This is a genomic window from Bacillus cereus group sp. MYBK15-3 (assembly GCF_051916765.1).
Taxonomy (GTDB): Bacteria; Bacillota; Bacilli; order Bacillales; family Bacillaceae_G; genus Bacillus_A; species Bacillus_A cereus.
In genome coordinates this window covers 569,495-594,705 of sequence record NZ_JBQAHG010000003.1, presented here as the reverse complement: position 1 = coordinate 594,705, position 25,211 = coordinate 569,495, and the positions used below count along the sequence as shown (strand labels likewise).

Below are 25,211 nucleotides of genomic sequence, written 5' to 3'. Positions count from 1 at the left end.
TTATTTCTATAAAAATTCAACTAATTATAAAAATTAATAAGATTTTATTGTTTTCTGACAAAACATTTCTTTATTTTGAGGATTATTCAAAATATTATCTTGATAGTAATATAACAATACTTCTAAGAAATCTAAAAAACTCTAATCAATATATTTTAGCTGTTAAGAAGAGTATTCAATCCAAAATTAATGGAGATTTATCAACCTAACATCTCAATATCACCATTAAAAAGATGCTCCTGGATTTATCCAAGAGCATCTTTTATAAAGCTTTATTTTAACTTGTTTATAATTTATTAATTAACAATTATATAGTTGTAATTAGTCCTTTAAAAATGATAGGAGTGCTTCATTAAATTCTTTGGCATGCGTTGCATTTAGCCCATGTGGACCACCCTTTATTAACGTTACTTTAGAATTAGGAATTGCTTCATGTGTTAATTTCCCACTATATTCATATGGTACAGTTGCATCAGAATCACCGTGAATAATAAGAGTAGGTATATTAAACTTCTCCAAGTCTTTTCTAAAATCTGTCTTACTAAAGGCGGTAATACAATCAAGTGTTCCTTTAGGTGATGCACTGGCTGCAATATCCCAATTATATAAACGGAATGGCTCACTAACTAAATCTGTTCGATTACCAGCTGCGAAAAATCCCTTAGTAAATTCATCAAGAAATGCAAGGCGGTCATTAATCACACCACTTTTGAACGCTTCAATTGTTGCATCATCTAATGCCCCTTCAGGATGATCCTCTGATTTGTATAAATATGGAGGTACTGCTCCAGCAAAAACAGCCTTTTCAATACGATCTGTTCCATACGTACTAATATACCGGGCTACTTCGCCTCCACCCATAGAAAAACCAACAAGTGTGACATTTTGAAGCTCTAAATGTTCTAATAGTTGATGTAAATCAGAAGTAAAGGTATCATATTCATACCCTTCCCACGGCTGAGATGATTTTCCAAATCCTCGACGATCATATGTTATAACTCTGTATCCAGCCTCAACAAGAGCGGGAACTTGATATTCCCAAGATCGACCACTTAACGGCCAACCATGAATTAGTACAACTGGTTTTCCTGTGCCATAATCCTCATAATATATCTCAATTGGTTCTTGATTTTCGGTTCCTACAGTAATTTTAGCCATGCTTCTACCTCCAAAAAATATTCTAATATGTATCCTTTTCTTCAATAATCCGGATGAATGTCATAACCTATTCATGCACGTTTATGTTGTGAACTCTAAGTATGAAACTCTATTGTCCCAATGCATTCATTTTCTCCTTTTGGACAATTCCCCCTCTAATACCTTTTTCACCACAATATAATTTCTGAACATTCCTCATATTCAATTATAATAACAAAAATAGGTGACTATCAATATTGTTCTATCTATAGGATGTATAGGTAAAACCAATCTATTTTATAGTGAAAACAACTATAGTTACGACCTATACAAATTATAGATAATTTAGAATTGATTAACTATTCGATTTTCAAATACTATAAATTTGTATAGCACTTCATGTTCTGTGAATGCTACTATAACCAATATTATTGGTCAGCTTAGTTATAAACGAAGAAACTTATAATAAAACTTTCTTCGATTACTTAATTTTTAGGAGGAATACATAATGACTGATCTCTATTCTCGTATTAACAAAGATGATGCTGTCGTGCTTTTAGTAGATCATCAAACTGGTCTTATGTCTGGACTAGTACGTGACTATGGTGTTGATGAATTCAAGAACAATGTTTTAGCTCTTGCTCATACTGCTAAGTTTTTTGATTTACCAGTTATTTTAACAACAAGTTTTGAAAACGGGCCTAATGGACCTTTAATGCAAGAATTGGTTGATCTCTTTCCTCATGCACCAAAAATAGCTCGACCTGGACAAATTAACGCATGGGATAATGATGATTTTGTAAAAGCAATCGAAGACACTGGAAAAAAACAACTTATCATCGCAGGCGTAGTTACGGACGTTTGTGTTGCTTTCCCGGCACTGTCCGCTATAAAAGCTGGATATGAAGTATTTGCTGTTACTGATGCTTCAGGAACTTTCAGTAAACAAGTTGCAGATGCTGCCAATACTCGTATGGCACATAGTGGTGTGCAACTTATGAACTGGTTTAGCGTAGCTTGCGAATTACAACGCGATTGGCGCAACGATGTCGAAGGTTTTGGCAATTTGCTTGCTAGCAATCTTCCAGGCTATCAAAATATAATTGGAAGCTATATGGGAGCTCAGCGCGATCTTAGTAAACAAAATGCATAAATGTATTATCACTTTTTAAAAAGTTTCTAGTATAAATTTAGTGCCGATTAAATCGGCACTAAATTTTAAATTAAACAGTACAACATAGCTTTTATTTTTATGATTACAGCTTTAGTCAATAGAAAATATATTACTTTCAAAAACTTGATTTTAAACAATTAAAAAAGGAGCGTTTTATTATGAGTAATTTAGAATTGTTAAATCCGGAGAACAGTGCCTTAATTTTAATTGATTTTCAACCTCAAATGACTTTTGGAGTTGCAAGTATTGATAGACAAACATTAATTAATAACGTTATGCTACTTGCTAAATCAGCAAAAACTTTTAACGTACCTACTATTCTTACTACAGTTGAGACACGTAGCTTTTCTGGTTATTTTTGGCCACAAATTCTTGATATATTCCCAAACCATGAAATTATAGAACGCAGTTCAATGAACTCTTGGGAAGATCCAAAATTTGTTGAAGCAGTTAAAGCAACAGGTAGAAAGAAATTAATATTTGCAGCACTTTGGACTGAAGTTTGCCTTGCATTCCCTGTGCTTGAAGCAATTAAAGCTGGCTATGAAGTGTATGCAGTTGATGATGCTTCAGGTGGTACTAGTTTGACAGCACATAATGCTGCTATGCGTCGTGTAGAACAAGCTGGTGCAATTCCAGTGACAGCAATTCAAGTTTTACTTGAATACCAACGTGACTGGGCACACAAAGACACTTATGATGCTGTAATGGAAATTGTAAAGGAGCACACTGGCGCTTATGGTCAAGGAGTAGAATACGCATATACTATGGTGCACGGCGCGCTTCCAAGCAGGAAAATATGAAACAAGAAGGAGTAGCTGTCGAAGAGACTTATACAGGGAACACGATGGATGCTGCTGATCCAGTAACAACGATTGTTACATGGGAAATTCAACAAGGTAAAGAAAAACAGTTTGAAACATGGAGACATGAAATCGAAGCTGCCGCTACTAAATTCCCAGGGCATTTAGGTGTAAATCTAATAGTTCCAAATAACGAATCGAGAGAGTATACTGTTATTTTTCGATTTGATACGTATGAGCATCTACGTGCTTGGCAAGAATCAGACATTCGCCGGGATTTGTTAAAAACGGCAGAACAATTTCAAGCTACTAATCCAAGTTACAAAACTGAAAGTAGTTTGGCTTATTGGTTTGTTACTCCGAAAACGCCAGTTCCACCGCCAAAATGGAAAATGTCTATCGTTACCCTTTTGGGTGTATGGCCTCTTAGCATGTTAGTTCCTAAAGTGATAGGACCTATTATAAAACATATGAATCCTATTATGTCGGCCTTTTTTGTTTCAGTATGTATAGTGTCCTTGCTATCATGGGTAGTCATGCCGATTTTCGGTAAATTATTTCATCCATGGTTACAAAATAATAGAAAGTAGACGAGGTGTGAACATGAATTTACCGGATATGATCTTATATAACGGAAAAATTACTACCCTTGACCCTTCTCAGCCTGAGGTATCTGCTATCGCCATAACTGATGGTTTAGTCACTGCAGTAGGTGGAGATGAGCTTCTTAATAGTGCCACGGAAAAAACAAAGAAAATAGACCTTAAAAGAAAGAGAGCTATTCCAGGCCTGAATGACTCTCATATACACGTTATTCGTGGTGGTCTGCATTATAATATGGAATTACGTTGGGAAGGCGTGCCATCACTTTTTATTGCTCTAGAAATGCTCAAAGAACAGGCAAGGCGTACACCTGCTCCTCAGTGGGTAAGGGTAGTTGGAGGTTGGTCTGAATTTCAATTTAAAGAGAGACGGTTGCCAACTTTGGAAGAAATTAATGCCGTTTCTGAAGACACTCCTGTATTTGTGCTACATCTTTACGATAGAGCACTTGTAAATCGTGCTGGGCTGCATGCACTGGGATATACAAAAGATACACCAGACCCTCCAGGCTGCTTAATTGAGCGGGATAAACGAGGTAATCCAACGGGCCTTTTAATTGCGAATCCTAACGCTTCTATTCTTTATTCAAGTTTGGGTAAAGCACCAGCACTTAATTTTGACGACCAGATTAATTCAACTCGCCATTTTATGCGCGAATTAAATAGATTAGGTATTACAAGTGCTATTGACGCAGGTGGTGGATTCCAAAATTATCCTGATGATTACAAAGTTGTTGAACATTTAGCCGAGAAGGAACAATTAACTTTGCGTATTGCTTATAATCTATTTACGCAGAATCCAAATCATGAATATGAAGACTTTGCTTCATGGGCAAAAATTGTTTCTCCAGGTCAAGGAACTGATAAGTATAAAATGAATGGTGCCGGAGAGATGTTAGTATTCTCAGCAGCCGATTTTGAAAAATTTCAAATGCCACGGCCTGAACTAGCTACGATGATGGAAGCTGACTTAAAGAAAGTAATTTCTCTATTGGTGGAAAACCGTTGGCCCTTCCGTTTACATGCAACTTATGATGAGTCAATCACACGTTTCTTAAATGTATTCGAGGAAGTTAACAGTGAAATTCCTTTTAATGGTCTACGATGGTGGTTTGATCATGCAGAAACAATCTCAGATCGTAGCATGGAACGTGTTAAGGCTTTAAATGGCGGTATTGCCATCCAAGACCGCATGGCTTTTCAAGGTGAATACTTTGTTGATTTATACGGAAAGGAAGCTGCAAAGCGTACTCCTCCGATTTATCGTATGTTAGACCTTGGTATACCTGTTGGCGCCGGTAGTGATGCAACCAGGGTTTCCAGCTATAACCCTTGGGTTGCTCTTTACTGGATGGTTGCCGGAAAAACCATTGGTGGGCTTTCTATATACGATGAAAAAAATAAACTTGATAGAAAAGTAGCCCTGGAATTATATTCAAAAGGAAGTGCGTGGTTCTCTGGTGATGAAGGTAAAAAGGGAACCCTGGCAGTAGGTCAGTTTGCTGATCTTGCTGTATTGTCTGCTGACTACTTTACTGTGCCAGAAGAAGAAATCAAAAACCTTGAATCATTACTCACCATTATGGGTGGACAGGTTGTGTATGGAAATGATGAATTTAAAAATTTATCACCTGAATTGCCGCCAGCATCACCTGATTGGTCACCGACGGGAGTTTATGGGTATGGTGGTGCTAACCTAGCCAACACTATACTTTCTCACGATTCCTATGATAACAAGTTACATAGTTGCAGTAACCCTCTCCATCAACACACTCATACCGTAATAGGAAAAGATGGAACTACATGGGGTATCGGTTGTACTTGCTTTGCTTTCTAAGTCAAAACCACCGGTATAATGCCGGTGGTTTTCTTTCTGCAATAAGGGTATGTAGATTCGAAATAGCATTGTATATCCCTATTGGAATTTATTACTATTCAATAGGACCAAAGAGTTGATAGCTTAAACTTGATTTGTTTTTTACATCCTTCTCTCCTTGCAAAGCCTACCCCTTTCCCTTAAGTAAAAGTCAAAAATCGATCACACCACACATATAAAGCCACTACCCTTTGACTTTAATATTTGCTTTATCTTAAGACTTATAGATTTTTTCAAATTTCACACTAGAATCATTATTATTTCTATTACACTGATACTTTTTGCGAATCATTTAACTTCTGCATAAAGATACGTGCTGCAAAACTTAAAAATTTATCATCAAAGTGAATAAGATTAATATCTTGGCTTGGTGTTGGGTCAGTAATACGAACTATGCTCAAAGTATCATTATTAACAAAGTTAACCAGTGAAAGAGGTATTATGGCAACCCCATGTCCATTGTATACAAGGCTCAATAGAGAAATAGAAGATTTTGTTTCTATATTTGCTTCAGATAAAGATAACCCTAAACTCTCACAATATATTTTAATAGATTCACGACAACTACATGAAACCATTATTCTACTCAGCCCTACTAATTCTCGAAAAGAAACAAATGATTTTTCATTCAAAGGATGATTTTTGGGAATGACAAGGACGAGCTCTTCACTATACAAAAGGGTGTTTGTTAATGTGTCTGGAATTTGAGCACTACGTGTAATCCCGAAATCAATATTTTTGTCAACGATTTGATTTACAGCAACTTCAGATTCTATAATCTTTACTACGATGTTGGGATAATGTTGTTGAAACTTCATAATATAAGGTGTTAAATAAGTGAGATCCTCTAATAAACCTCCTACAGTAATTACACCTCTTTTTACACCCTTTAATTCAAAAATTTCATTATAAACGTCATCAAATTGTTGCATGATAAATTTTCCTTTATCAAATAGCAGCTTACCCGCTTCTGTCATTTTGATACCTCTTCCAACTCGATGAAACAAGGGTGTATCAAGTTCACCTTCTAACACACGGATTTGTTGACTTAAAGTCGGCTGTGAAATACCTAGAACTTCCGCAGCTTTAGTAAAACTATTATTATTACAAACTTGAATAAAATACTCTAAATGACGTAATTCCATTCTTGATACCCACTCTCCGCTTTATGAAAGATTTATAATTTAAAGGACGATATGTATACGTTAACATAACAACTTTATTTCCTACTATATTAATTGCAATTACATAATTTCTTTATTTTGTACTACAATACATTTACTACTATTTATTAATTTTCCCTCCTATTTATTTAATTTATATTTAATTAGGATATTACTAAACAGAAATAACATCTAAAAACTTACACTTTCTGTGCGTAATATCCTAACTTTTTCAACTGTTTACTTATCATTTTTTCTCAATATAGTCCAAACTACCAAATATTTGCCGAATCCCCTCTCTATGCTGTGGAAAAATTAGTGTCACCAATTCAATACCTTCTGAAATAATTGATGCATACGTGATACAAAAACTTACAAGTAATATTTTGTCCTCAATTTTTTTATAGGCCGATCAGCTTTACTGTATAGTAGCTCAAGCACTGCAAATTCAGTTGCATTAAGTCCATAAATTTTTAGATCCTTTTCATACGTTTAGTGATTGGCTGTAATTCCCTTGATAATATAACAAATAACTTTAAAGATAAGCTCTCATAATTACCAATCCTTTACAAGTTATCTTGAATTCGAGATTTATTATATTATCGTCGAAATATTATGTCAATAATTCATTTTAGCGTTATCAAGCCACTTATAATTTATTTCTCAACATAAGACATATAGAATCGTTAGAAAATAACTGTTAATATATAGATATCTCAATTACGTTATTTTTTAGAGGGCTTGTTGTCTAGCGCAAGCTCTCTTTTTTCATAGTCTAAATGGAATTCGGACACATTTTATATGGTGAGTTTTGCCCTCTTTTAGCGATAGAGACAAAAAATCTGGTTGTGATGTAAAAACTTCAAAATAACCGCAAATAATCTATAAAAATCAGACATATTAATGAATATGCATTCAAGCGAATCCGGTCTGTTTAAATTTGATTATTGAACTATTTCTCTGTGGCAAAATAAAGCAGCGCTATGGTCGGAAAAGCGATTCCGATCCACAATGCTACACTCCATCCTCCGAAAAAGGATCCAACAGCAACACCCAAAAAGAAAATAGACATGAATAATCCATTTAAGCGACTACGAACTTCTGGTTGCAAAGAGAAAATCAAACGTTGACTTAAAACTGGAAGAGGAATATCGCACTCGATGTTTCCAGCCCCGTCGACTGCAAGCAAAGCAACTTCTAGAGAAGGGAATTCAAAGAGGAGAATTGAAAGAAAACCTTGATATTGAATTATCCATCGATCTCATTTACGGACCAATTTTTTATCGGTTGCTAGTAACCGGTGATAAGTTTGATGATTCCTATGTACATCACTTGGTAACAAGCGCATTCGATGGAATACGATAAACATGAATAACATTCGAAAAAAGAATTAAATGCGCCTTCCTCCTATACGAATAAAATTTCGCTTAACTTAATAAATAAAATATCTAATTATTTAAGCTGATGTATATGAGTCGGTCCCCCACATACATCAGCTTAAGAGTTGAGAATTACCCTAAATGAATGAACATGCAAAAAAATTTATTCTGAGGATTTTACGATATTTTATTTAATCGAAATGTGACATAACTCCTAATATTAGTCTTATTAAGACGCAAGCTCCCTCTCTTCTATTTTTTAATTGAATATTTTAGGTTTATAATGATTTATTTTTAAAGATAATTACCTAATTTATTAACTTATTTTAGAGTAAAAAATAGGAGAAGCCTATCGTGACAGACTCCTCCTAAAAAAACAACCGTTATATACATATTGAAAATAAATTTATTTTATTAATAATGAATATTCACCAGTGTTATCATCAAATTTATACACATTCAAATAATATTTCCCTGGTTTCGCTACGAATTTTCCCTTTATAGCATTTCCTTCATCTTCACCACAAGCTACGTAATTTTGCATGTCTGATTCATGATAAAGTACCCATGTCATCCCAATGTTTTGTTCATTTACCACAGAAATATCTACTTCTTTTGGAACTGTAACATCAAACGTATAAACATCTGTTTGATCAGGAGCAATCAGATTTCCTTTTACAAGCTTATTAAACGGGAGTACCTTTTCCTCTTCAAGGGATCCACCTGTTTGCGGATCTTGTTTTACAGTAACTTTTGTTTGTTCTTTACTTTCTTTTCCTCTACTATCTTTCACTGTTAGTTCCACAGTATATGCTCCTTTTTCTCCATATACATGGGTAGGGCTGACTTCTGTACTTGTTGTACCATCTCCAAAGTTCCATAGATAAGAAATAATTTTTCCATTTTCACTTTCTGTACCATCACTATGGAATTGAATTCCTTCATTTACTATCCCGCTATATGGTCCATTCATATTTACTATAGTCGTTGTTTTTTCTTTTTCCTCTGTTGCAACACCATGGAAAACAATATCATATTCAAATTGATTGGCTGCATTCACACGATAGTTAACAAAATAGGCTGTAACTGTTTTATAGCCGCTCCATCCTGTTTGAGACAACTGCTCCAAGGTTTGATTGACTTGTTTACTCATTGTTTTCCAGTCTTCAGACTCACCTTTTGATGTACTACCTATGTACTTGCCTTCTACAGTAAATGTGTTAAAAAATTGAGACTCATGTTTTGTGATTTTTGCATCTTTTATATTAGTTACATCAACAATTTCTTTCTTCACTTCAGCTAACGGCTTAGGTGCATGTTGTATTAAGTAATCATTTGTTACTTGTGGTACATTGTATTTATCTTGATTATCAATCAACTGCTGCATATACGTTTGATATTCTGTATTCAGCTGTGCATCTTTACTTAATGCTTCACGATACGCGTCATAATTTTTCACATCGTTTGCACGGATTAAATCCTGAATCTTATCAAAGGTTTCAAAGTGGTGATTATATAGATAAGACTGTAGTGCAAAGGAATAATTATAAAAATCCCATGATCCATATTTTGCGAACAAAGTTTGCTTTGCAGTATAACGGCTTGCCGGATCAGATGATAAGCCACTTATAATACTTTTACGTGGAACAACATTATTTGTACGTGTAGATCCTGCAAAGAATTCTGCATTCCCTTCTTGGAACCAAGTTAAGCGTTCATTTTGATATAGTTCTCCACTCCCAAATAAACCAGGAACCTCGTATCTTCCTTGTAAATAATGAGTGAATTCGTGACGGAATAACTCTTCTAGACTATAAATACTCTGTTTTGGTGTACGCTCATATGTAAAGAAAGTACCCTTCTCTTCAATATAAATACCGCCGTTGTTCGTTTCATATCCATATAATTGTCTATTTAATTGATAATCATCTGGATTATTATAAATTACAATTGTCAGCACATCATCTGCGTTACCTGGTTCTAGTGCTTTATCATTTCCAATTACACGGTGATATTGTGCCTTTACTTCTTTGGCTGCCCAATATAACCTTTTAATTTTCTCTTCTGTTACTTTATCGCCTGTCTTAAAAACAATAGATCCATCATCAAATGTATATGTTTTAGGTAAGTATTGTAACTTCCCTTCTTCACGTATTTTCTGTAAATCTACTGTATTTCCATCATAATCTTTTCCACCGTAGTTTGTTTTGATTTGCTCTACCGCTATAAAATAAGGTCCACTTAGGCGAGGATACATATTCATCGCTTGTGTAATAACTTCCAATCCTTTGTTTGGATTGCTATGAAATTTCCCTAAACGTCCTGCATAATAAATCCCATTATTAATTAGCCAACTATTCTCAGTTGTTAAATTCCGTATGAGAGCAATTCTACTAACCTCATTTATAAAATTATCAATTTTTCCATACCACATTGTTGCATTAGGTTTTTTATTCGTTTCCTGCAAATAAGACTGTAGATCATAATCAATACCTTTTACAATTTCATATACAGCTTGTTCTTTCGTATAATTTTTAGCATACATAGAAAGGTTATCATTAAACTGTTTTAAAATATTTGCTGCATACTGTACTGTTTCAGCATCACTAGAAGCATTACTAATTAACTTTCCATACGCAACTACTACTCTATCTTGCTCAGCTGTACCTAATGTAAAGTTTGGATTTTTTGCAATTGCTTTTAATGATGGTAAACATTTGTCATGGAAGCTTCTCTCTTTTAAGTAACCTACTTCATTATTAAAATATCCCACATAAAAAGCAGAACGTAATACTTCAACAAAAGTTTCAATTCCCTTTGAATCCTCTTTCGTAAAAGATGTCCCTCTTTGTCCTAATTCATCAATGATAACGTTCATACGTTCTTTATTTTGATAAAAAGCTTTCGTATCTTGATTGAATTGAAATAAGTCTGTAATTTGATTCCATGAAACTCTTGATAGCGTATCAATGAATTCACTATCAGACATTTTATTCAATTCTGCCAGAGTATAGCTTTGCTTTAATTGCCTTTCATCATGTTTCATCACCGAAGTAGGTCGTTGTGAAAAATCGCCTACTTTTAAACGCTCTTCAAAATTCAATGTTTCGTCCGCTTTTGTAGCATGAGCCATTTCATCTTTTGAAGTTTCTGTTCCAATTGGTTTCATCTGCAACAGATTATAGGGTGCTTTTTCTTCTGCGGATACCTGTGTTTGAATACTTCCAAATGATAATGCCATCGTACTAATACCGATCATCATTTGAGTAAATTTTAAATTCTTGTTCATAACATTTCCTCCATTTATATATTCCACCCAAAAATATAACATTTTATCTTAATAAATTATCATAAAATGTATTATTACAAATTGTTTAATATGTATTTCTGTATAAATTAACATTAAACAAAGCATTATTGAATCTCTTTCTTTTTCCATACATACTCATAAATTGAGTAAACTTTTTGTTTGGAATTTACAGGTTCGTTGCACGAAACCAGACTCTCTGGCAAGATTTCTTAAGATGTTCGGGGATAAATAACATTGAATTTCTTGAGCAAATAGTTGTAGTTCATCAGATACAAAAATAGACATAAAAAACGCTATCCTTTCCTAGGATTCTAGAGAAAGAATAACGTTTTTTTACTCGTTCAGTACTTAGTAGGTATAACTTTTTATATTTCAAATGACTTTTCTCTCTAAAATTATTTTTCATACAAATTTTCAGATTCTAAAAAATCTATAAATTTCTTATAATGTGTCACTGTTCTTTCTAAAGCAATCATTAAAACAAATATAAAATAAATTGCTTGAATTCCATTCATATAATTAAAGAGTGATTCAAATATATATACAATACTTGCAATCATAGAACAAAACCATAAATAAAATTTCATTTTCAGTTTTTTAATTTTTTGCTTAGTTGTCTTACAAGGCTGGCCATGAACTCTTATAAACAAATAAATTGCTGTATGCAAAATAATAATTGAAAATTGGAAACTTCGATTGTCCTCTGAACTAAATTCAGAGAAACCTATTTCTAATGAATGTAATACTATCCAAATAGAAAACAAAGATAGCACGAAGACATATAAAAAACCAAATAATAATTCAAAAATAAATAACCAAGGTTTATTTAATATTGAGTAAAATGGATTTAGATATTTTATGGTTAATAAAAATTTCTTCACTAAATCAGTAATAATAATTGATGTATTAGTTATATTCATATAGAAAAGTAATGTTATTGGAACCAATAACATTATAGCAATGCCCCAAATGGTAATCTTAATACCGGATAAAAAGAAAACAGCTCCAAAAATTACAACTGAAAAAATAAAAGTTGATATTGGAACAAACATTAAAAATATAAGAGTTCTTATTAAGATTAACTCCCCTAAAAAATCTTTTATTATGAAAACATGTATTTTTTCCTCCTTGTAATTCTTCACAGTTTCAACTATTTCTTTCTCGGATAAAAGAAAATACTTCAATCTATTAAACATAAAAAAACTCCTTTATATTAATTTAAAAAAGATTGCCCTCTGTATGCTACAGAGGGCAATCTTTCTTGATGATTAAAATATATACCCAACTGTTAGCAAATATATTAAAAGACATTGTCATTAATTCACTTTAAATTTCACTTCTGGGTATTTGGAGTCCAATTTTTCAAGCGCAGAGCTATCGTCTACCTGTTTCACATATCGATCAAAAAAAGCGAGACTGAATTCGTTTATAATACGGTGAACGTATCTTGGATCTTCATCTAAGCTTCGTAACAAAGGAGAGAACAAATGAAAATCAGTGAAACTCGTATGATTGGTATGGGGAATAACCATTGACATGCCACCACCTGCAAGTGCATGGTCACTACGAACTTTTCCCTCTAAAAAATCTTTCGTGGAATCATCACTAGTCTCTGCATTCATAATCAAAAACGGTTTTCCAACTCTAGATTTCGGAACATTTTCCCCATATAATGTACCATCCATATTGATGGCTGCTTTGACACGGGAGTCTTCCACTAACACTTGCGCAGCTGTAGCTCCACCATAAGAATGTCCAAACATTCCAATTCGGGATGTATCCATTCTTCCTGTAAAGCGATTATCTTTATCGCTTTGGTTAAGCTTCTCTATTTGATTAAGTACAAAAACAACATCTTCCTTCCATAATTTGATATGGCGATCTCGTTCGGCAAAATCAGTTAAATTGATCGACTGTACAAAAGCGGTTCTGCCATCTGGAAAGACGGTAGCTGCAGCATCATAGGTATGATCAATTCCTACGACGATGTAACCTTGGCTGGCCAACTCCTCTACCTCAAACGTGTTTTGATTGCGAAAACCGCTTAAACCATGGGAAAAGAGTAGGACCGGATAACGTTCCTCTGAATCTGACAATTGAGCTTCCATGAATGCATTCGACTTCATCAAGCCTAGATGATGAAACGCGAATGCTGGAATAGACAATGATTTTTCCAACCCCTTGGCAATCTCATCCGAGTTATGGATATAAGGTGCGCGATTCATCTCTCCTTTTTCTTTTGCAGGATACCAAACCTGAACCATCAGCTCGCGCCGGCCGTTCAAATCTTTCATATAAGGTTCTTCTCGATTATAATCAATCCAATGATAAAGTGTAGTACCAACCTTGAAGGGACCGCTCGTTTTTTCAAATAAAACTACCGGCATGAGGGAAGGAAGCATGACCGCAATAGTCAAATAAATGACCAGTAGCGCTGTCTTGACTGTGAATGCCCCACAACTTTTAACGTTCTTTTTTGATTCAGCAAATAGATAGCAGCTTGTTAAAATAAATGGGGACAAATAAGCAGGAATCATCTGCCAGCGATACCCTTCTACGATAAGCTGCACAACAACCACACAAAAGGCAACTGTTAGAATGAAGACAGACCATTGTTTTATTTTCTCACTAAAAAACAATATACAGCCTAGAATACTAAAATTCACAATAATTATAACAGTCTCAAAAAAATCCATTTACATTCCTCCTATACCCGTATTTTATCTTCAAGGACATCCCAGCCAAATTGAAAAAACAATTTAAAATTACAAACTTTTCGTTTCCATCTCTGATTATCTTAATCCGTACCTTCAGTACCTAAAAATTATTTTTGGTACTCATTTTATATTATACCGAAATCTTCCAGACTGTAAAGTATAATTACCCTTAAGTAAAATCGACATAAAGTGAAACTTTAATCAGTGGGGTTTTCTTCATCCCCCACTGATTATCAGCCCTCACCAATCGGACTTTTATGGGCAGTTGATCTCCCACCTAAATTCTTTGCTTTCACTGAATTTTGAGGTAGGAATCTTACTGCCCATTAAAGCGGGATAAAAATAAAAAATGAGCGGGGCTACGTTAACCTGTATGGTTATTGTGACCCTACTCATTTTTTATGTAGAAGTACTATTTAATCCTTACTTGTGATTCCATGCAATATGATATCGGCCATCATTGCAAGTGACTCTTGTAGAGTAATTTGGTTAGAGGCTATACTCCCCTGTTCAAAAATTGATTTCATTAACGTTTTGAGTGTTTGGATTAGCACTGGAATGTCCATTGAACGTAAAACACCGCTATTGATGCCCTCTTCAACTAGCCCAGTAATTACCTCCCATTCTTCATTTATGCCTTGTTCTATTTTTGCCCACTGCTCTGGATGGTAACGTCGCAGTTCAATCAGTAAACGTACGAAGCTGTGCTGAAAATCCTTAGGCACAATTAAAAGAATCCCTTTTAATTTTTCCGGTATGGTCAAATTCGAATTATCGATAATTTCCCGAAAACGTATTTGGGCTTCTTCATTTATTTGCTCAACTACATAACCAATAAGCTCGTCCTTAGATGGAAAATGCTCGTAAAGCGTACTTTTGCTTACACCTAGATCACGAGCTAAATCACTCATTGTGAATTTTATTCCCCTTACATGAAAAAGCGCAATAGCAGTTTTGGCAATCCGATCTTTCATCATTTATTCACCTCATACCAAAATAGTAAAGTTATTATCTCTCCAGTACTATAATAGTACTTCGAGTACAAGAATAGTTTAACTTTTTATTTCTTGAAGGTCAAACGTGATGAAGATGATGACATTTCACTTCATAGCCTTTAAATGAAAATATTATGTTTTTTATGGAAACCAAGTTTATTTTTATCATTGCGGGGACATCAAAACTTTAACTTGATAGGGATATGGCACTACCCCCAATTAATAAATATTATTAACTATATGTCTATCATATTTTTTATAAACAGGATCAATTAGATTTAAAAAAAGACTTCTTTTTCTTTACTCGTAATAAATCACCTGTCCACCCTTTGAATCGCATATACATATACATACCCGCTGTTGTGAAAATAATAAATAAGAGAGCGATTAAATAGCTATATTTCCATTCTAGTTCAGGCATGTATTTAAAATTCATACCCCATAATGCTCCTAAGGCTGTCAAAGGCGTACTCACAGCAGTTAATACAGTAAGAGCTTTCATAATTTCATTCCCACGATGAGAAGAAACAACTTCTTGCAAATGAATCATCGTGTCTAATTCTTCTTGGTACTCTTTAACAAGTTGTAATCCACGCTCTAATTTTACGTGTGTTTGTTTATAACAAAGGGTGTTTGTTAGTTTTTCTAACCAAGCTTCTTTTAGGCCTTGTAACACTTCTTGTATTAAGCGAAACACATGTGTGTTCATAAATAATTCATGACGAATATGATAAATCCTTTCTAAAACTGCTATGTTATTATGATGATAAAAATCCCATAACACATTTCTGAAATTGTTTTCAAAATAGTCAACCTTTCGTAAATAGTGAGATATAAATATCGATAAGATGGCACATAGTCCTTCAGCGGAACTATTACAATTTTTTATACCTATAGGGAAATTATGTATTAATTCTTGAAAATCTTCTTCCTCTTTTTCTTGGACCGTTATCAGTATCCCATGAGCTACGAAATAATGAAGAAATTTTTGAATTTTGGCGTCCTTTTTATCTTGATCATATAAAAACGAACCATATACACAAGTTTGACTTGGTGATAACGTATAAACATATAATCCATTTTCACAAGGAGAACTTATTTTCTTTACAAATTGAGAGAAATAAGATGTTACATCACGGGGGATTATAGAAGAAATTTCTTCAAACTCACTAGTTTTCACATGATACCAACTCCATTTCGTCATTTTTATGCATTCCATATTATTCTTCCTTTCTAAATAGTTTTATGTTTGATCGAATCATATCCGTAATATGAAATTTGTATGTAGGTATCCATATCTTGGAGGAAAAGTTTTTAAATCATCTAAATTACAAAATAAATGCATAGGAGGTCTTATTCTTTAAAAAGGAAGACCCCCTATATATTAGTTATTTTTATTCTCAATTTTAAACATTTCCTCTATACAAGCACTTTTTATCTTTTCTTATTTATATTTGGAAAAGAAGCCACACAATTTGGCACGTCTATTCAACGAACTCCATTTCGGTCGTCATTATAATTTGGATTTATATGCAGATTGAGTGGTGATGTCCTCAAATACTTGACTTCCAATAATATAGTATCCATGAAGCGCGGCCTCTTTTGAAGCGTCTACCATACGGAAAGAAACAATTTCACCTTGCATTTTTTCAATTTGTTTTTTGTGGAGATCTACTATTCCTCCTGTCCAAATAATAGTATCATACTGGTCTAACTTAAATTGTTCTTGTAATACACGCATGATGTCTTGGAAATGTGTATCCAACTCTTTTTGAATTAAAATATCCACCTGACTTGTCTCATAATTTTCTTCTTTATCTCCATATCCTTTTTCTAATATTTTTGGCATGTCATTAATATGCAATTGATTACTTTCACCCGCATGATTCTGCAGGATATTCTTAATATTTTTCAAAGGCTTGCTACATCCTAGTTCCGTCTCATAATGATTTAAAATGACATTCTGTTTCATATCTGTCATTTCTAATGTACGAAATCCACCATCAATAATTAAGATGCGATCTTGTTCCTGAATGATTCCCTCTTTTAAGAAATAGGCATGTAAAGCGATCGGTTGCTGAAGAATCAAAGCATTTTCAACCGTAATATTAATAAATTTCCCATCAATTTGTACGGAAGTTTCTTTTTTTAGTGCACGTTGTAATTGCTCATGCTGACTACCAAAACAAGTGACTGGAAGCCCGGTAACAACTAAAGGTAACACGACATTTTCTTTATAATCCTTTGCAATGCAACCAAATATTTGTTGTTTAAACTCTTCGCTTTCATAATAATTTTCTATTTCTTCGTCAAATGGAGGAAGAAATGAAGCGTCAGATTGATGTGCTTCATTTCCCATGTAGTATGCAAAGTCTAAGTCTATAAAACTTACTTTTGTTAAATCTTCACTTTCAGCATGATTAGGTACAGGAGCTAGTGTGGCAGCTTCACTCTTAATCGTCACCTCAGAATCTACATCCTGTCGATATGCCCGCTTAGTAAAACCAATTCCTACATCAATTGCATACAGAGATTTCATACTTTTTTCCTCACTTTCTCTTTTTAGAATTAAATCTAAGCACTCTCTTCTTTCCCTTCTTTCACATATTTCTTTTCATTTTCCGTTTTTTCTCCGTCTAGGTTCTTACTATTTTGTTTTATTTCATTATCCTTTTCATCTTTTTTCTTTTTGTTATTTTCGTTTTCTGTTAAATCTTTAATAGTAGAAATGACAACCGGTGTGGCTGTAAGCAGTTGTGGTAATGTTTGTTTTGCAACATTAGCTGCAGTTACAGAGAATTGTTTACTTGTCTCGGTTACCTTCTCTAATGTTTCCTTTATGTTTCCTTCTTGTAGTTTGTCTTTTACGCTTTTTCCTTTTGTTTGTATAGCTTTCCGATTTTCTTTTTTTAACAGAGATACTATGACTCCGGTCGTAATCCCAATCACAGCATATTTAAATATTGTATGTTTCATTTTTCTCACCCTTCTCTACTTTTATTTTCTTCCATGCTACAACCTAAAATAATTAACTTATCTATTTATCAGATATTGCAATCTATTAGAGAGAATGATAGTTTTGCGGCTGCCTATCACTCGCCGTTAGTGTTTCATCTGTTACTAGAAGTAAAATTCTCCCTTGATCTAGTTTTTCTTCATATAAGTTAGCTTCCTCCTTCGACAACCCCATTTCCTCCATTTGATTTCGGAGCTCGTCCCCTTTTTTGGAGAAAAAGTTGATAATACTTGTGCCCAACCCTTGTTCTTTTACTCCAATCGTATTTGTGTTTGTATCATCCGCAATCTTTTTTGTTATATGTTTTTCATGTGTTAAGACGTAAATGTCATCTTGGTGAATCCCTTTCAATTCTAGCTCTTTTACTTTCATAACTACTTCCTGTTCATTTTGATATTCATAAACCACCGGTTTTCTTTCATTCTTATGCATCGTATTTTTCCTCCCTTAGATTTTTTATTTTCTTATTTAGTTGTTATGTAATATGTAATACACCTATTTTAAAGATGTTAAACCTAAATTTTCAAAAAACTTCACATAATAGGTTATTAATGTTTTTGAATATCAAGGAAATGTCACGAGCACTTTGCTTTGATAACAGTGTTACAAATAACGCTTTATTTGGAAGACAAGTCCATTATTTTATAGAAATCATAGAAAAATAAAAAAGCACTCCTTTTCAAAGAGTGCTAAAAAAAACATATAACCTAATAAAAATATTTCTATTTTGATTACAGAAAGAAAGTCTTTATTAAAACATATGGTTGCTAATTTAATTGCGATCTGCCTTGCACCCAAGCAGCTATATCATTTATAACATACTCAGGAATATTAGCAGGACTATAATATTCATCCGGTTTACTTATTTCCCCATCGCCCTCTGTAAAGAAATGATTTAACTTTGGATATAGTCGATAATCAACGTTATTTCGTTCTTTTAATTGTTCTTTCCAAAGAGGAATTTCGATTTTTGATTGAACTTGATAGTCTCTTTCCCCTTGAATAATAAGAAGCGGTGTCTTTTGTTCTTTTGATATTTCTGCTGCTTTAATTTTCCGAATAGAATCCCAAAATACTGCTGATCCTAAGTAAAAATCTTTTGGGGGATTCTGACCAGAGAAATTTGGATCATTTAATAATTCAAATTGCGATTTGTAGAATTTATATTGCTCCTGGTTCATTGCTCCAATAGAAAAAAGATACTCAAATTGATCTAAAACAACGTCTTGAATCGTACGAGCTGGTCCACCCATTACAATTGCCCCAGCAATATTTTGATTTTGGTCTTTTTCAATCATTTTTGGAAGCATCATTCCACCTTGACTATGACCAAGAATATATATTTGATTCTTATTTATTAGAGGCTCATTTTTAAGAAATTGAGTTACAAGAAGAGCATCATCTGTTGTCTCTTTATCAACTGTATAGAAGGGACTGAATTGTGTTTTCAGCCCATGTTCATACGTTCGTTTATTATAGCGAAGGACAGCAATTCCCTTCGATGCAAGACCTTCAGCTAAATCGCGAAATGGTTTTAAAGCAAACGCTGTTTCATCCTGATCAGTTGCTCCTGATCCTTGAACAAGAATAACCGCTGGAAAAGGACCCTTTCCTTTTGGAACCGACAATGTTCCTGGTAATGGAAATGCACCACTTCCAACTACTACTTCTTTATCAACAAATGATTCAGGCTTACTATATGATGGACGCTCAGCAACAGGACTAAACGACATGCTTAGTTGAAAATCGTCTATTTTTCCAGATGGATCTAGTTTAATTAGTAAAGGTACAGTCATTTTTTCAAAAACTAATTGAATCTCCACATTTGTATGAACAGGATTTGTCTCTTTTTGTGTAACCTCTCCAATTTCTATAAAAGAACCTGCTTGTAATTGAACTGGCAGTCCCTCCCAATAGCTCTTCAACCATTCTTCGGATATTATTTTCTGTAATGACCTTGAGGTTAAATCAAATGCAGATTTATAATCTTCACTATTCATATGGCGAATAAATGAAAGAGTAGTAGATATAACAGGATTTTCATCATCACTATTGTCTATTTTTTTTATATTTGTGTTTACTTCCTTTAATTTTGAAATAAATTGGTGGTTAAATGGATTATTATATGTATTAGGATATAAATTTGTTTTCAAAATTTCCGTATTCCGTGCCTTATACAAATTTGAAGAACTCTTAAAATTTTCAGGTGAAATTACTTCCTCCGCATATGAGACTGAGGGAATTGCTATTGTAAAAATTGCACTGATAAGTAATAACTTATTACTTATTCTTCTTTTCTTACCCATACTTATTGATTCTCCCTTCAAAATTTAAAATTTCTAATACAATATGCCAACTATAAGGAAAATAAAAATTACCAAAGAGATTAATAATCTATTTTACGATCCCCCTCTCAAGTTAAAAATCTATCATTAACAAACTTCAATAAAAAACGCCTTCCCCCTCTTTTTTTATTGTTGGATTTTCCAATGACCTAGAAGCACAGCACGAAATTACATGTAACCGACCCATGAGATTCTCTGTTTCAAAAGAAAAAAGCACCCCACTAGATGCTTTCTTTAATTGTTCTCACTATCATTTATTCAGGTAATTCTCTTATTACTATAAGATAAATTCATTCTATTTCCTAAACCTCACTTATTTCTTAATTCACTCATACCAATATAAAACCTAATAACCTACCATCGAAAAATAAAGAAAATAGGTTATTTGGCTATTCATTTCGTAAACTTAATGCTCAAATTAGTTTTTTTCACAAAGTTAAACTTTATTAAGAAAAACTTAAAGAATTTCCCTCTATATTCATAAGAACTTTTTTCTATACTCAAAAATGTAAATAGACAAAAGGAGAAACGATCATGAAGAAATTTGTAATTTGCATACTAGGAATAGGCCTCCCTATATACTTACTACCTTTTATATTACGCGGAGATTTAGACAGATTTAATCCGATTGCTGAAGAAAAAAATGTATATGCCGTTGCGAAAGGATATGGTGTTCCAGATTATCATCATAAAGGAAAAGCTATGTACTCACTAAAAGCTGTTGACGAATTAAGTAATGAAAAAGAATATACAGTTGGAACGAACACGCCTAATGATTTTATAAGAAAAACTTACTTAAAAATTCATGTGAAAGGAAAATATGTGTATTCTTACGATATTATTTCTAAAGAGGATATTCCGGAGAAAATAAGGGGACAATTGGAGATAGCAAATAAATAAAAGAGCCAATTCATACGATTTGGCTCTTTATTCTCTCTCCCATCTACCGTTTGGATAATTCTTTCGGTAGATTTATTAAATTCGTTATCATTGTTCCAATAACCATTGTTCAATTACTTTTACTGTTTCATCTCGTTGTGCTTTTGCCGTAATTAAACTCGCATTATCACCTTTTTGCTCACCATACATGCCAAAATGAGCATGATTTCCCCCTTTTATCATGTGCATAGTTGTATTCTTTGACATGAACTTTTTATTGTTCTCTATTTTTTCTACAGTTGCTAAAGCATCTACTTCCCCATAAATTGATAACATCGGAATCGATTTTGTAGAAAAGTCATCTGCAGGATACGAACCTAAGAAAATAATCCCGTCTACCTTGTCTTCATGTTGGAAGGCATACTTAGAAATCATAGCTCCTCCCATTGAATGCCCTGCAACATACCATTTTTGAACTTCCGGATACTTTTCAATTACACTGTCTACCTCATTTATTCCAAGTATCGCTAAATTTAATGGTAACTTAGGCATTACTACAAAGTGCCCATCTTTTGCAAGCGCTTCTCCTAAGTAACTATAAGCCTCAGCTTCTACTTTAGCTCCTTGATAAAAAATAACCCCTACTTTCGCATCTTTCGCTCCAAAAACGATATTATCTTCATCTTTTTTATCATCTACTAACGACAAAGCCTCTTTCGTCGGTTTATAAGTAAACTGAGACCAAGTCAAAAAAGTAAAACTTCCTATAATTAAAATAGCTAGTAAAGAGTACAGCATAATTTTTATCCATTTCTTCACAAAGATGACCTCCATAAGATGTATATATTCCATATTTCGGATTATCATTAACACACATAAAAACTCGAGCATTTTTATTGTGCTCAAGTTTTTAGTTCCGTCTTTAATTTATACTATAAATTGTCCAAGATAAATATGTAGCAAATGCAGACCATAAAAAATATGGTATTAGCAACCATGTCGATACTTTAGATAATTTGGAAGAAACCGCTATGAGAAGTAACGTAGTAATAGCGACAAGTAAACAATCTACTGTTGCTAAAAACAAATTCTTTTGGCTAAATTGAAAATAGCTGAACGCTTGATTGAATATATAATTTAAAAGGAATAAAAACCAAAATGTTTTTGGCTTGAATCCATAGTTGTTGTAAATAATTGCAACTGATAATGCAATAAGTCCAAATAATACAGCCCATATCATTCCGATTGTCATACCAGGAGGTGTCCAAGACGGCTTTTCTAACGCATCATACCAAGTACGATCAATAGGGAATAAAACACTAGAAACATAAAACAAACCATATGTTAGTAAAAATACTATAATACTAGATTTTTTCATAAACATTCTCCTTTTTACTAGAAGATTATAGAAACTTTATATGATTAGTATGCCCTTGTAATGGATAAAATTCTAATATTTAAATTCCAAATACATATTTTTTAACCTATTTTATACAAATTCTTTCATACTTTTATATGCACAAAGGGCTCTCTCTCGTGCTGCCTTATGATCAACAATCGGATAAGGATATGTATTCCCAAGTTTTATATTGGATTTTTGTAAAATATGCTCAGGTGCTTCCCAAGGTTTATGTATATATTTGTTTGGGATATCTCTTAATTCTGGTACCCATCTTCTTATATACTCTCCATTTTTATCAAACTTTTCTCCTTGTGTGATGGGGTTAAAAATACGAAAATACGGTGATGCATCTGCTCCACTTCCGGCAACCCATTGCCATCCCATTGTATTATTTGCAATATCAGCATCTAGTAGTGTATCCATAAACCATTTTGCACCTTCTTGCCACGGAATTAACAAATGCTTTACAAGAAAAGAGGCTACAGCCATTCTTGCCCGATTATGCATAAAACCTGTTTGCCAAAGCTCCCGCATTCCCGCATCAATAAACGGATAACCAGTTTCACCCTTCTGCCATACTCTTAATAACTCCTCTTCCTTATTCCACGGAAAATGTTCAAAGCTCTTATTAAGAGGTTTATATACTGTAAATGGATAATGGTATAGTAAATAATAAGAAAACTCTCGCCAAATTAATTGACGTATAAAGCTATTAACTTGTTTTTCAAAAAGACTACATTGTCTTTCGGTACTTTTATTTATTAAGTAATGAAACATTAGCTTTACTGATATTAGACCAAATGAAAGATACGTTGCCAACATCGAATGGACATTTTGATCTGGAAAATCTCTTCCTTCACTATAAGAGACTAATTTGCTAGAGAAAAATTTCTTAAATGTTTTATATGCCCCTTCTTCTGTCGGATCCCATATTGCTTCCATATGAGATGTCCACGGTATAGTCGGCAGCAAGTGTAATTCTGAAACAGATAAGCTTGCTGGTAAAGAGTTTCCCCACTTTATACTCTGCACTCTGCTAATAGGTTTAGGTATTACCTGCTTTTGAAATGCATTGTAAAAAGGCGTAAACACCTTATATTCAGTGTTATCCTTCTTTTTTATAATCCACGGTTCTAATAATAAATGCGAATTAAATTCCTTACAAATAATACCTTTATCTTCTAATATCATTTTCATTTTTTGATTAGATTTTAACCTGTCTGGATCATAACAACTATTCCAATATACAGCCGTTATATCTAATTGTTTTATGAGAGAAAGTATTTCTTCCTGTGTATTTCCTTTGCGGATTATTAAAGTAGAGCCCAATGCCTTAAGTTGCTTTTGGACATCTATTATAGCATGGTGTAACCACCACTTTGCCGCACTTCCTATTGAAAAAGTTTCATCTTGTACATATACCGGAAGAACCTCCCCGGACTGAACAGCCTCAAATAGAGCTGGGTTATCATATAAACGAAAATCTTTTTGAAACATAACGATAATTTTGTTTTGCATGGCTATCCCCTCTTACTCTTAAAACATAATAGATTCTTTATGTGAATAATCCTCTTTTTTACTTTTGCATTATTATATTAATAATTCTTTGTAATCGTAAACAAACGTTTCCATAGTTATTGGACTTCTATCTAGTAAATTCGATAAATCTGATGTGACTTTTTTAGCTAACCCTAATTTTGCAGTTGTATATATTCCAATCATAACCCAAATAAAGTCACTGTTAAGTCCCTTTTGAATCATTCTTTTTCTAAATTTAAATATACTTGGATTTGTATAAGTAATATCTTTATTTATTATTTTTGAAATAATAGCAGCAACTTCATAATATGTTAATGCCTCATTTCCCGTTAAAGAATAAGCTTTAAATTCATGTCCCTCTTCGGTTAATATTTTAGCTGCAACTTCTCCAATATCCCGTACATCTATAAAACTTGTTTCCCCTTTACCAGCAGGTACTTCAATTATTTTTTCATTTCTTAATTCATCACCATGTTGTGATAATAAATTTTGCATAAAAAAACTCGGTCTTAGGAATGTGTAAGGGATCCCAGAAGCCTTTATCATAGCTTCAATTTTAGCATGAGGTACTATCGGATTTTTTTCTACACCTAATAAAGATAAAAATACAATGTGTTTTATACCTATTTCTTTTGCGACATCTACAACAGGCTGGAAATACTTTTTTGCATCAGCTAGATGTGGTGGTCTTATTAGAAAGACTTTAGTAACACCTGTTAAAGCCGCCTTTACAGATGAAGGGTTTTCAAAATCAAAATACACTCCTTCAGTTTCTCTACTGCGCGTTGTGACTTTGAAAGTAGCATTTCTTTTTATTAGGCATTTTACAACCTCTTTTCCTACATTCCCCGTAGCACCTGTTACTAAAATCATT

At 33.4% G+C, this 25,211-nt stretch carries 20 protein-coding genes and 4 pseudogenes; 6 read left to right on the top strand and 18 right to left on the bottom strand.

Annotated elements, in window-relative coordinates; all coding sequences use genetic code 11:
- Window positions 1-321 precede the first annotated feature (321 nt).
- Window positions 322-1,158: a bromoperoxidase gene (locus tag ACTFR8_RS17220; protein WP_001074330.1), complete on the bottom strand. Its 837-nt coding sequence runs from the start codon at window positions 1,156-1,158 to the stop codon at window positions 322-324.
- A 487-nt stretch (window positions 1,159-1,645) separates the two neighbouring features.
- On the opposite strand from ACTFR8_RS17220, the gene ycaC reads away from it, so the two are divergent.
- The 4 genes from ycaC to ACTFR8_RS17200 all read left to right on the top strand — a co-directional run bounded on the left by ycaC (window position 1,646) and on the right by ACTFR8_RS17200 (window position 5,553).
- Entirely contained in the window at window positions 1,646-2,290 is a 645-nt protein-coding gene (ycaC, locus tag ACTFR8_RS17215; RefSeq protein ID WP_000131210.1) for an isochorismate family cysteine hydrolase YcaC, read from the top strand.
- 179 nt (window positions 2,291-2,469) lie between these two features.
- Window positions 2,470-3,114, top strand: a complete 645-nt coding sequence (locus ACTFR8_RS17210) for a hydrolase (protein ID WP_000067162.1) — start codon at window positions 2,470-2,472, stop codon at window positions 3,112-3,114.
- Window positions 3,111-3,704 carry an antibiotic biosynthesis monooxygenase gene (locus ACTFR8_RS17205; protein ID WP_000806847.1) on the top strand — a complete coding sequence of 198 codons (594 nt, stop codon included), beginning with the start codon at window positions 3,111-3,113 and terminating at the stop codon, window positions 3,702-3,704. The genes ACTFR8_RS17210 and ACTFR8_RS17205 overlap by 4 nt, the downstream gene beginning before the upstream one ends.
- Window positions 3,705-3,717: 13 nt before the next feature.
- A complete protein-coding gene (locus tag ACTFR8_RS17200; RefSeq protein ID WP_061139109.1) occupies window positions 3,718-5,553 on the top strand; it encodes an amidohydrolase in 1,836 nt (611 codons plus the stop codon).
- A gap of 305 nt (window positions 5,554-5,858) precedes the next feature.
- Here the strand turns inward: ACTFR8_RS17200 and ACTFR8_RS17195 are convergent, their stop codons facing one another.
- From ACTFR8_RS17195 to ACTFR8_RS17185, 3 genes and pseudogenes are all read right to left on the bottom strand, one after another.
- The gene (locus ACTFR8_RS17195) at window positions 5,859-6,737 is read right to left on the bottom strand and encodes a LysR family transcriptional regulator (protein WP_000423208.1); all 879 of its coding nucleotides are present in this window, start codon (window positions 6,735-6,737) and stop codon (window positions 5,859-5,861) included.
- A 218-nt stretch (window positions 6,738-6,955) separates the two neighbouring features.
- Window positions 6,956-7,318 (bottom strand): annotated as a pseudogene (locus ACTFR8_RS17190) (MarR family transcriptional regulator).
- A 389-nt stretch (window positions 7,319-7,707) separates the two neighbouring features.
- Window positions 7,708-7,893: pseudogene (locus ACTFR8_RS17185) on the bottom strand (MFS transporter); the annotation flags it as partial.
- Between ACTFR8_RS17185 and ACTFR8_RS17180 the strand changes: the two are divergent.
- Window positions 7,881-8,120, top strand: a pseudogene (locus ACTFR8_RS17180) (TetR-like C-terminal domain-containing protein); the annotation flags it as partial. The pseudogenes ACTFR8_RS17185 and ACTFR8_RS17180 overlap by 13 nt on opposite strands.
- 420 nt (window positions 8,121-8,540) lie before the next feature.
- Here the strand turns inward: ACTFR8_RS17180 and colA are convergent.
- From colA to ACTFR8_RS17130, 10 genes and pseudogenes are all read right to left on the bottom strand, one after another.
- Window positions 8,541-11,423, bottom strand: a complete 2,883-nt coding sequence (gene colA, locus ACTFR8_RS17175) for a collagenase ColA (RefSeq protein ID WP_050821962.1) — start codon at window positions 11,421-11,423, stop codon at window positions 8,541-8,543.
- A 159-nt stretch (window positions 11,424-11,582) separates the two neighbouring features.
- A pseudogene (locus tag ACTFR8_RS17170) lies at window positions 11,583-11,729 on the bottom strand (IS4 family transposase); the annotation flags it as partial.
- 110 nt (window positions 11,730-11,839) lie between these two features.
- Window positions 11,840-12,640 (bottom strand): hypothetical protein, encoded by an 801-nt coding sequence (locus ACTFR8_RS17165; protein WP_000483298.1) that lies wholly within the window; start codon window positions 12,638-12,640, stop codon window positions 11,840-11,842.
- Between the two features lie 120 nt (window positions 12,641-12,760).
- Entirely contained in the window at window positions 12,761-14,140 is a 1,380-nt protein-coding gene (locus ACTFR8_RS17160; RefSeq protein ID WP_000345276.1) for an alpha/beta hydrolase family protein, read from the bottom strand.
- Window positions 14,141-14,577: 437 nt separating this feature from the next.
- On the bottom strand, window positions 14,578-15,135 hold the full coding sequence (locus ACTFR8_RS17155) for a TetR/AcrR family transcriptional regulator (protein ID WP_000654864.1): 558 nt from the start codon (window positions 15,133-15,135) through the stop codon (window positions 14,578-14,580).
- A 289-nt stretch (window positions 15,136-15,424) separates the two neighbouring features.
- Window positions 15,425-16,375: a magnesium transporter CorA family protein gene (locus tag ACTFR8_RS17150; RefSeq protein WP_000388912.1), complete on the bottom strand. Its 951-nt coding sequence runs from the start codon at window positions 16,373-16,375 to the stop codon at window positions 15,425-15,427.
- 294 nt (window positions 16,376-16,669) lie between these two features.
- Window positions 16,670-17,695, bottom strand: a complete 1,026-nt coding sequence (locus ACTFR8_RS17145) for a ParM/StbA family protein (protein WP_000839453.1) — start codon at window positions 17,693-17,695, stop codon at window positions 16,670-16,672.
- A gap of 35 nt (window positions 17,696-17,730) precedes the next feature.
- On the bottom strand, window positions 17,731-18,132 hold the full coding sequence (locus ACTFR8_RS17140) for a hypothetical protein (protein ID WP_000683210.1): 402 nt from the start codon (window positions 18,130-18,132) through the stop codon (window positions 17,731-17,733).
- Window positions 18,133-18,217: 85 nt separating this feature from the next.
- Complete coding sequence (locus tag ACTFR8_RS17135; protein WP_000549439.1) at window positions 18,218-18,604, bottom strand: general stress protein; 387 nt, start codon at window positions 18,602-18,604, stop codon at window positions 18,218-18,220.
- A gap of 335 nt (window positions 18,605-18,939) precedes the next feature.
- Complete coding sequence (locus ACTFR8_RS17130; protein ID WP_252209601.1) at window positions 18,940-20,478, bottom strand: alpha/beta hydrolase; 1,539 nt, start codon at window positions 20,476-20,478, stop codon at window positions 18,940-18,942.
- A gap of 573 nt (window positions 20,479-21,051) precedes the next feature.
- Here ACTFR8_RS17130 and ACTFR8_RS17125 point away from each other — a divergent pair.
- Window positions 21,052-21,417 carry a YxeA family protein gene (locus ACTFR8_RS17125; RefSeq protein ID WP_000714887.1) on the top strand — a complete coding sequence of 122 codons (366 nt, stop codon included), beginning with the start codon at window positions 21,052-21,054 and terminating at the stop codon, window positions 21,415-21,417.
- An 87-nt stretch (window positions 21,418-21,504) separates the two neighbouring features.
- Here ACTFR8_RS17125 and ACTFR8_RS17120 read toward each other — a convergent pair whose 3' ends face one another.
- From ACTFR8_RS17120 to ACTFR8_RS17105, 4 genes are all read right to left on the bottom strand, one after another.
- Window positions 21,505-22,215, bottom strand: coding sequence for an alpha/beta hydrolase (locus ACTFR8_RS17120; RefSeq protein WP_000758813.1), 711 nt, complete (start codon window positions 22,213-22,215; stop codon window positions 21,505-21,507).
- Between the two features lie 103 nt (window positions 22,216-22,318).
- On the bottom strand, window positions 22,319-22,774 hold the full coding sequence (locus tag ACTFR8_RS17115) for a TspO/MBR family protein (protein ID WP_000749743.1): 456 nt from the start codon (window positions 22,772-22,774) through the stop codon (window positions 22,319-22,321).
- Between the two features lie 111 nt (window positions 22,775-22,885).
- A complete protein-coding gene (locus ACTFR8_RS17110; protein ID WP_440027589.1) occupies window positions 22,886-24,316 on the bottom strand; it encodes a cryptochrome/photolyase family protein in 1,431 nt (476 codons plus the stop codon).
- Between the two features lie 72 nt (window positions 24,317-24,388).
- A complete protein-coding gene (locus tag ACTFR8_RS17105; RefSeq protein ID WP_000604774.1) occupies window positions 24,389-25,210 on the bottom strand; it encodes an SDR family oxidoreductase in 822 nt (273 codons plus the stop codon).
- Between the last annotated feature and the right edge of the window lies 1 nt (window position 25,211).

What these genes read in the sequence shown, in the direction of transcription:
- ACTFR8_RS17220 (WP_001074330.1), bottom strand. Translation starts at nt 1,158, where the DNA reads ATGGCTAAAATTACTGTAGGAACCGAAAATCAAGAACCAATTGAGATA.
- ycaC (WP_000131210.1), top strand. Translation starts at nt 1,646, where the DNA reads ATGACTGATCTCTATTCTCGTATTAACAAAGATGATGCTGTCGTGCTT.
- ACTFR8_RS17210 (WP_000067162.1), top strand. Translation starts at nt 2,470, where the DNA reads ATGAGTAATTTAGAATTGTTAAATCCGGAGAACAGTGCCTTAATTTTA.
- ACTFR8_RS17205 (WP_000806847.1), top strand. Translation starts at nt 3,111, where the DNA reads ATGAAACAAGAAGGAGTAGCTGTCGAAGAGACTTATACAGGGAACACG.
- ACTFR8_RS17200 (WP_061139109.1), top strand. Translation starts at nt 3,718, where the DNA reads ATGAATTTACCGGATATGATCTTATATAACGGAAAAATTACTACCCTT.
- ACTFR8_RS17195 (WP_000423208.1), bottom strand. Translation starts at nt 6,737, where the DNA reads ATGGAATTACGTCATTTAGAGTATTTTATTCAAGTTTGTAATAATAAT.
- colA (WP_050821962.1), bottom strand. Translation starts at nt 11,423, where the DNA reads ATGAACAAGAATTTAAAATTTACTCAAATGATGATCGGTATTAGTACG.
- ACTFR8_RS17165 (WP_000483298.1), bottom strand. Translation starts at nt 12,640, where the DNA reads ATGTTTAATAGATTGAAGTATTTTCTTTTATCCGAGAAAGAAATAGTT.
- ACTFR8_RS17160 (WP_000345276.1), bottom strand. Translation starts at nt 14,140, where the DNA reads ATGGATTTTTTTGAGACTGTTATAATTATTGTGAATTTTAGTATTCTA.
- ACTFR8_RS17155 (WP_000654864.1), bottom strand. Translation starts at nt 15,135, where the DNA reads ATGAAAGATCGGATTGCCAAAACTGCTATTGCGCTTTTTCATGTAAGG.
- ACTFR8_RS17150 (WP_000388912.1), bottom strand. Translation starts at nt 16,375, where the DNA reads ATGGAATGCATAAAAATGACGAAATGGAGTTGGTATCATGTGAAAACT.
- ACTFR8_RS17145 (WP_000839453.1), bottom strand. Translation starts at nt 17,695, where the DNA reads ATGAAATCTCTGTATGCAATTGATGTAGGAATTGGTTTTACTAAGCGG.
- ACTFR8_RS17140 (WP_000683210.1), bottom strand. Translation starts at nt 18,132, where the DNA reads ATGAAACATACAATATTTAAATATGCTGTGATTGGGATTACGACCGGA.
- ACTFR8_RS17135 (WP_000549439.1), bottom strand. Translation starts at nt 18,604, where the DNA reads ATGCATAAGAATGAAAGAAAACCGGTGGTTTATGAATATCAAAATGAA.
- ACTFR8_RS17130 (WP_252209601.1), bottom strand. Translation starts at nt 20,478, where the DNA reads ATGGGTAAGAAAAGAAGAATAAGTAATAAGTTATTACTTATCAGTGCA.
- ACTFR8_RS17125 (WP_000714887.1), top strand. Translation starts at nt 21,052, where the DNA reads ATGAAGAAATTTGTAATTTGCATACTAGGAATAGGCCTCCCTATATAC.
- ACTFR8_RS17115 (WP_000749743.1), bottom strand. Translation starts at nt 22,774, where the DNA reads ATGAAAAAATCTAGTATTATAGTATTTTTACTAACATATGGTTTGTTT.
- ACTFR8_RS17110 (WP_440027589.1), bottom strand. Translation starts at nt 24,316, where the DNA reads ATGCAAAACAAAATTATCGTTATGTTTCAAAAAGATTTTCGTTTATAT.
- ACTFR8_RS17105 (WP_000604774.1), bottom strand. Translation starts at nt 25,210, where the DNA reads ATGATTTTAGTAACAGGTGCTACGGGGAATGTAGGAAAAGAGGTTGTA.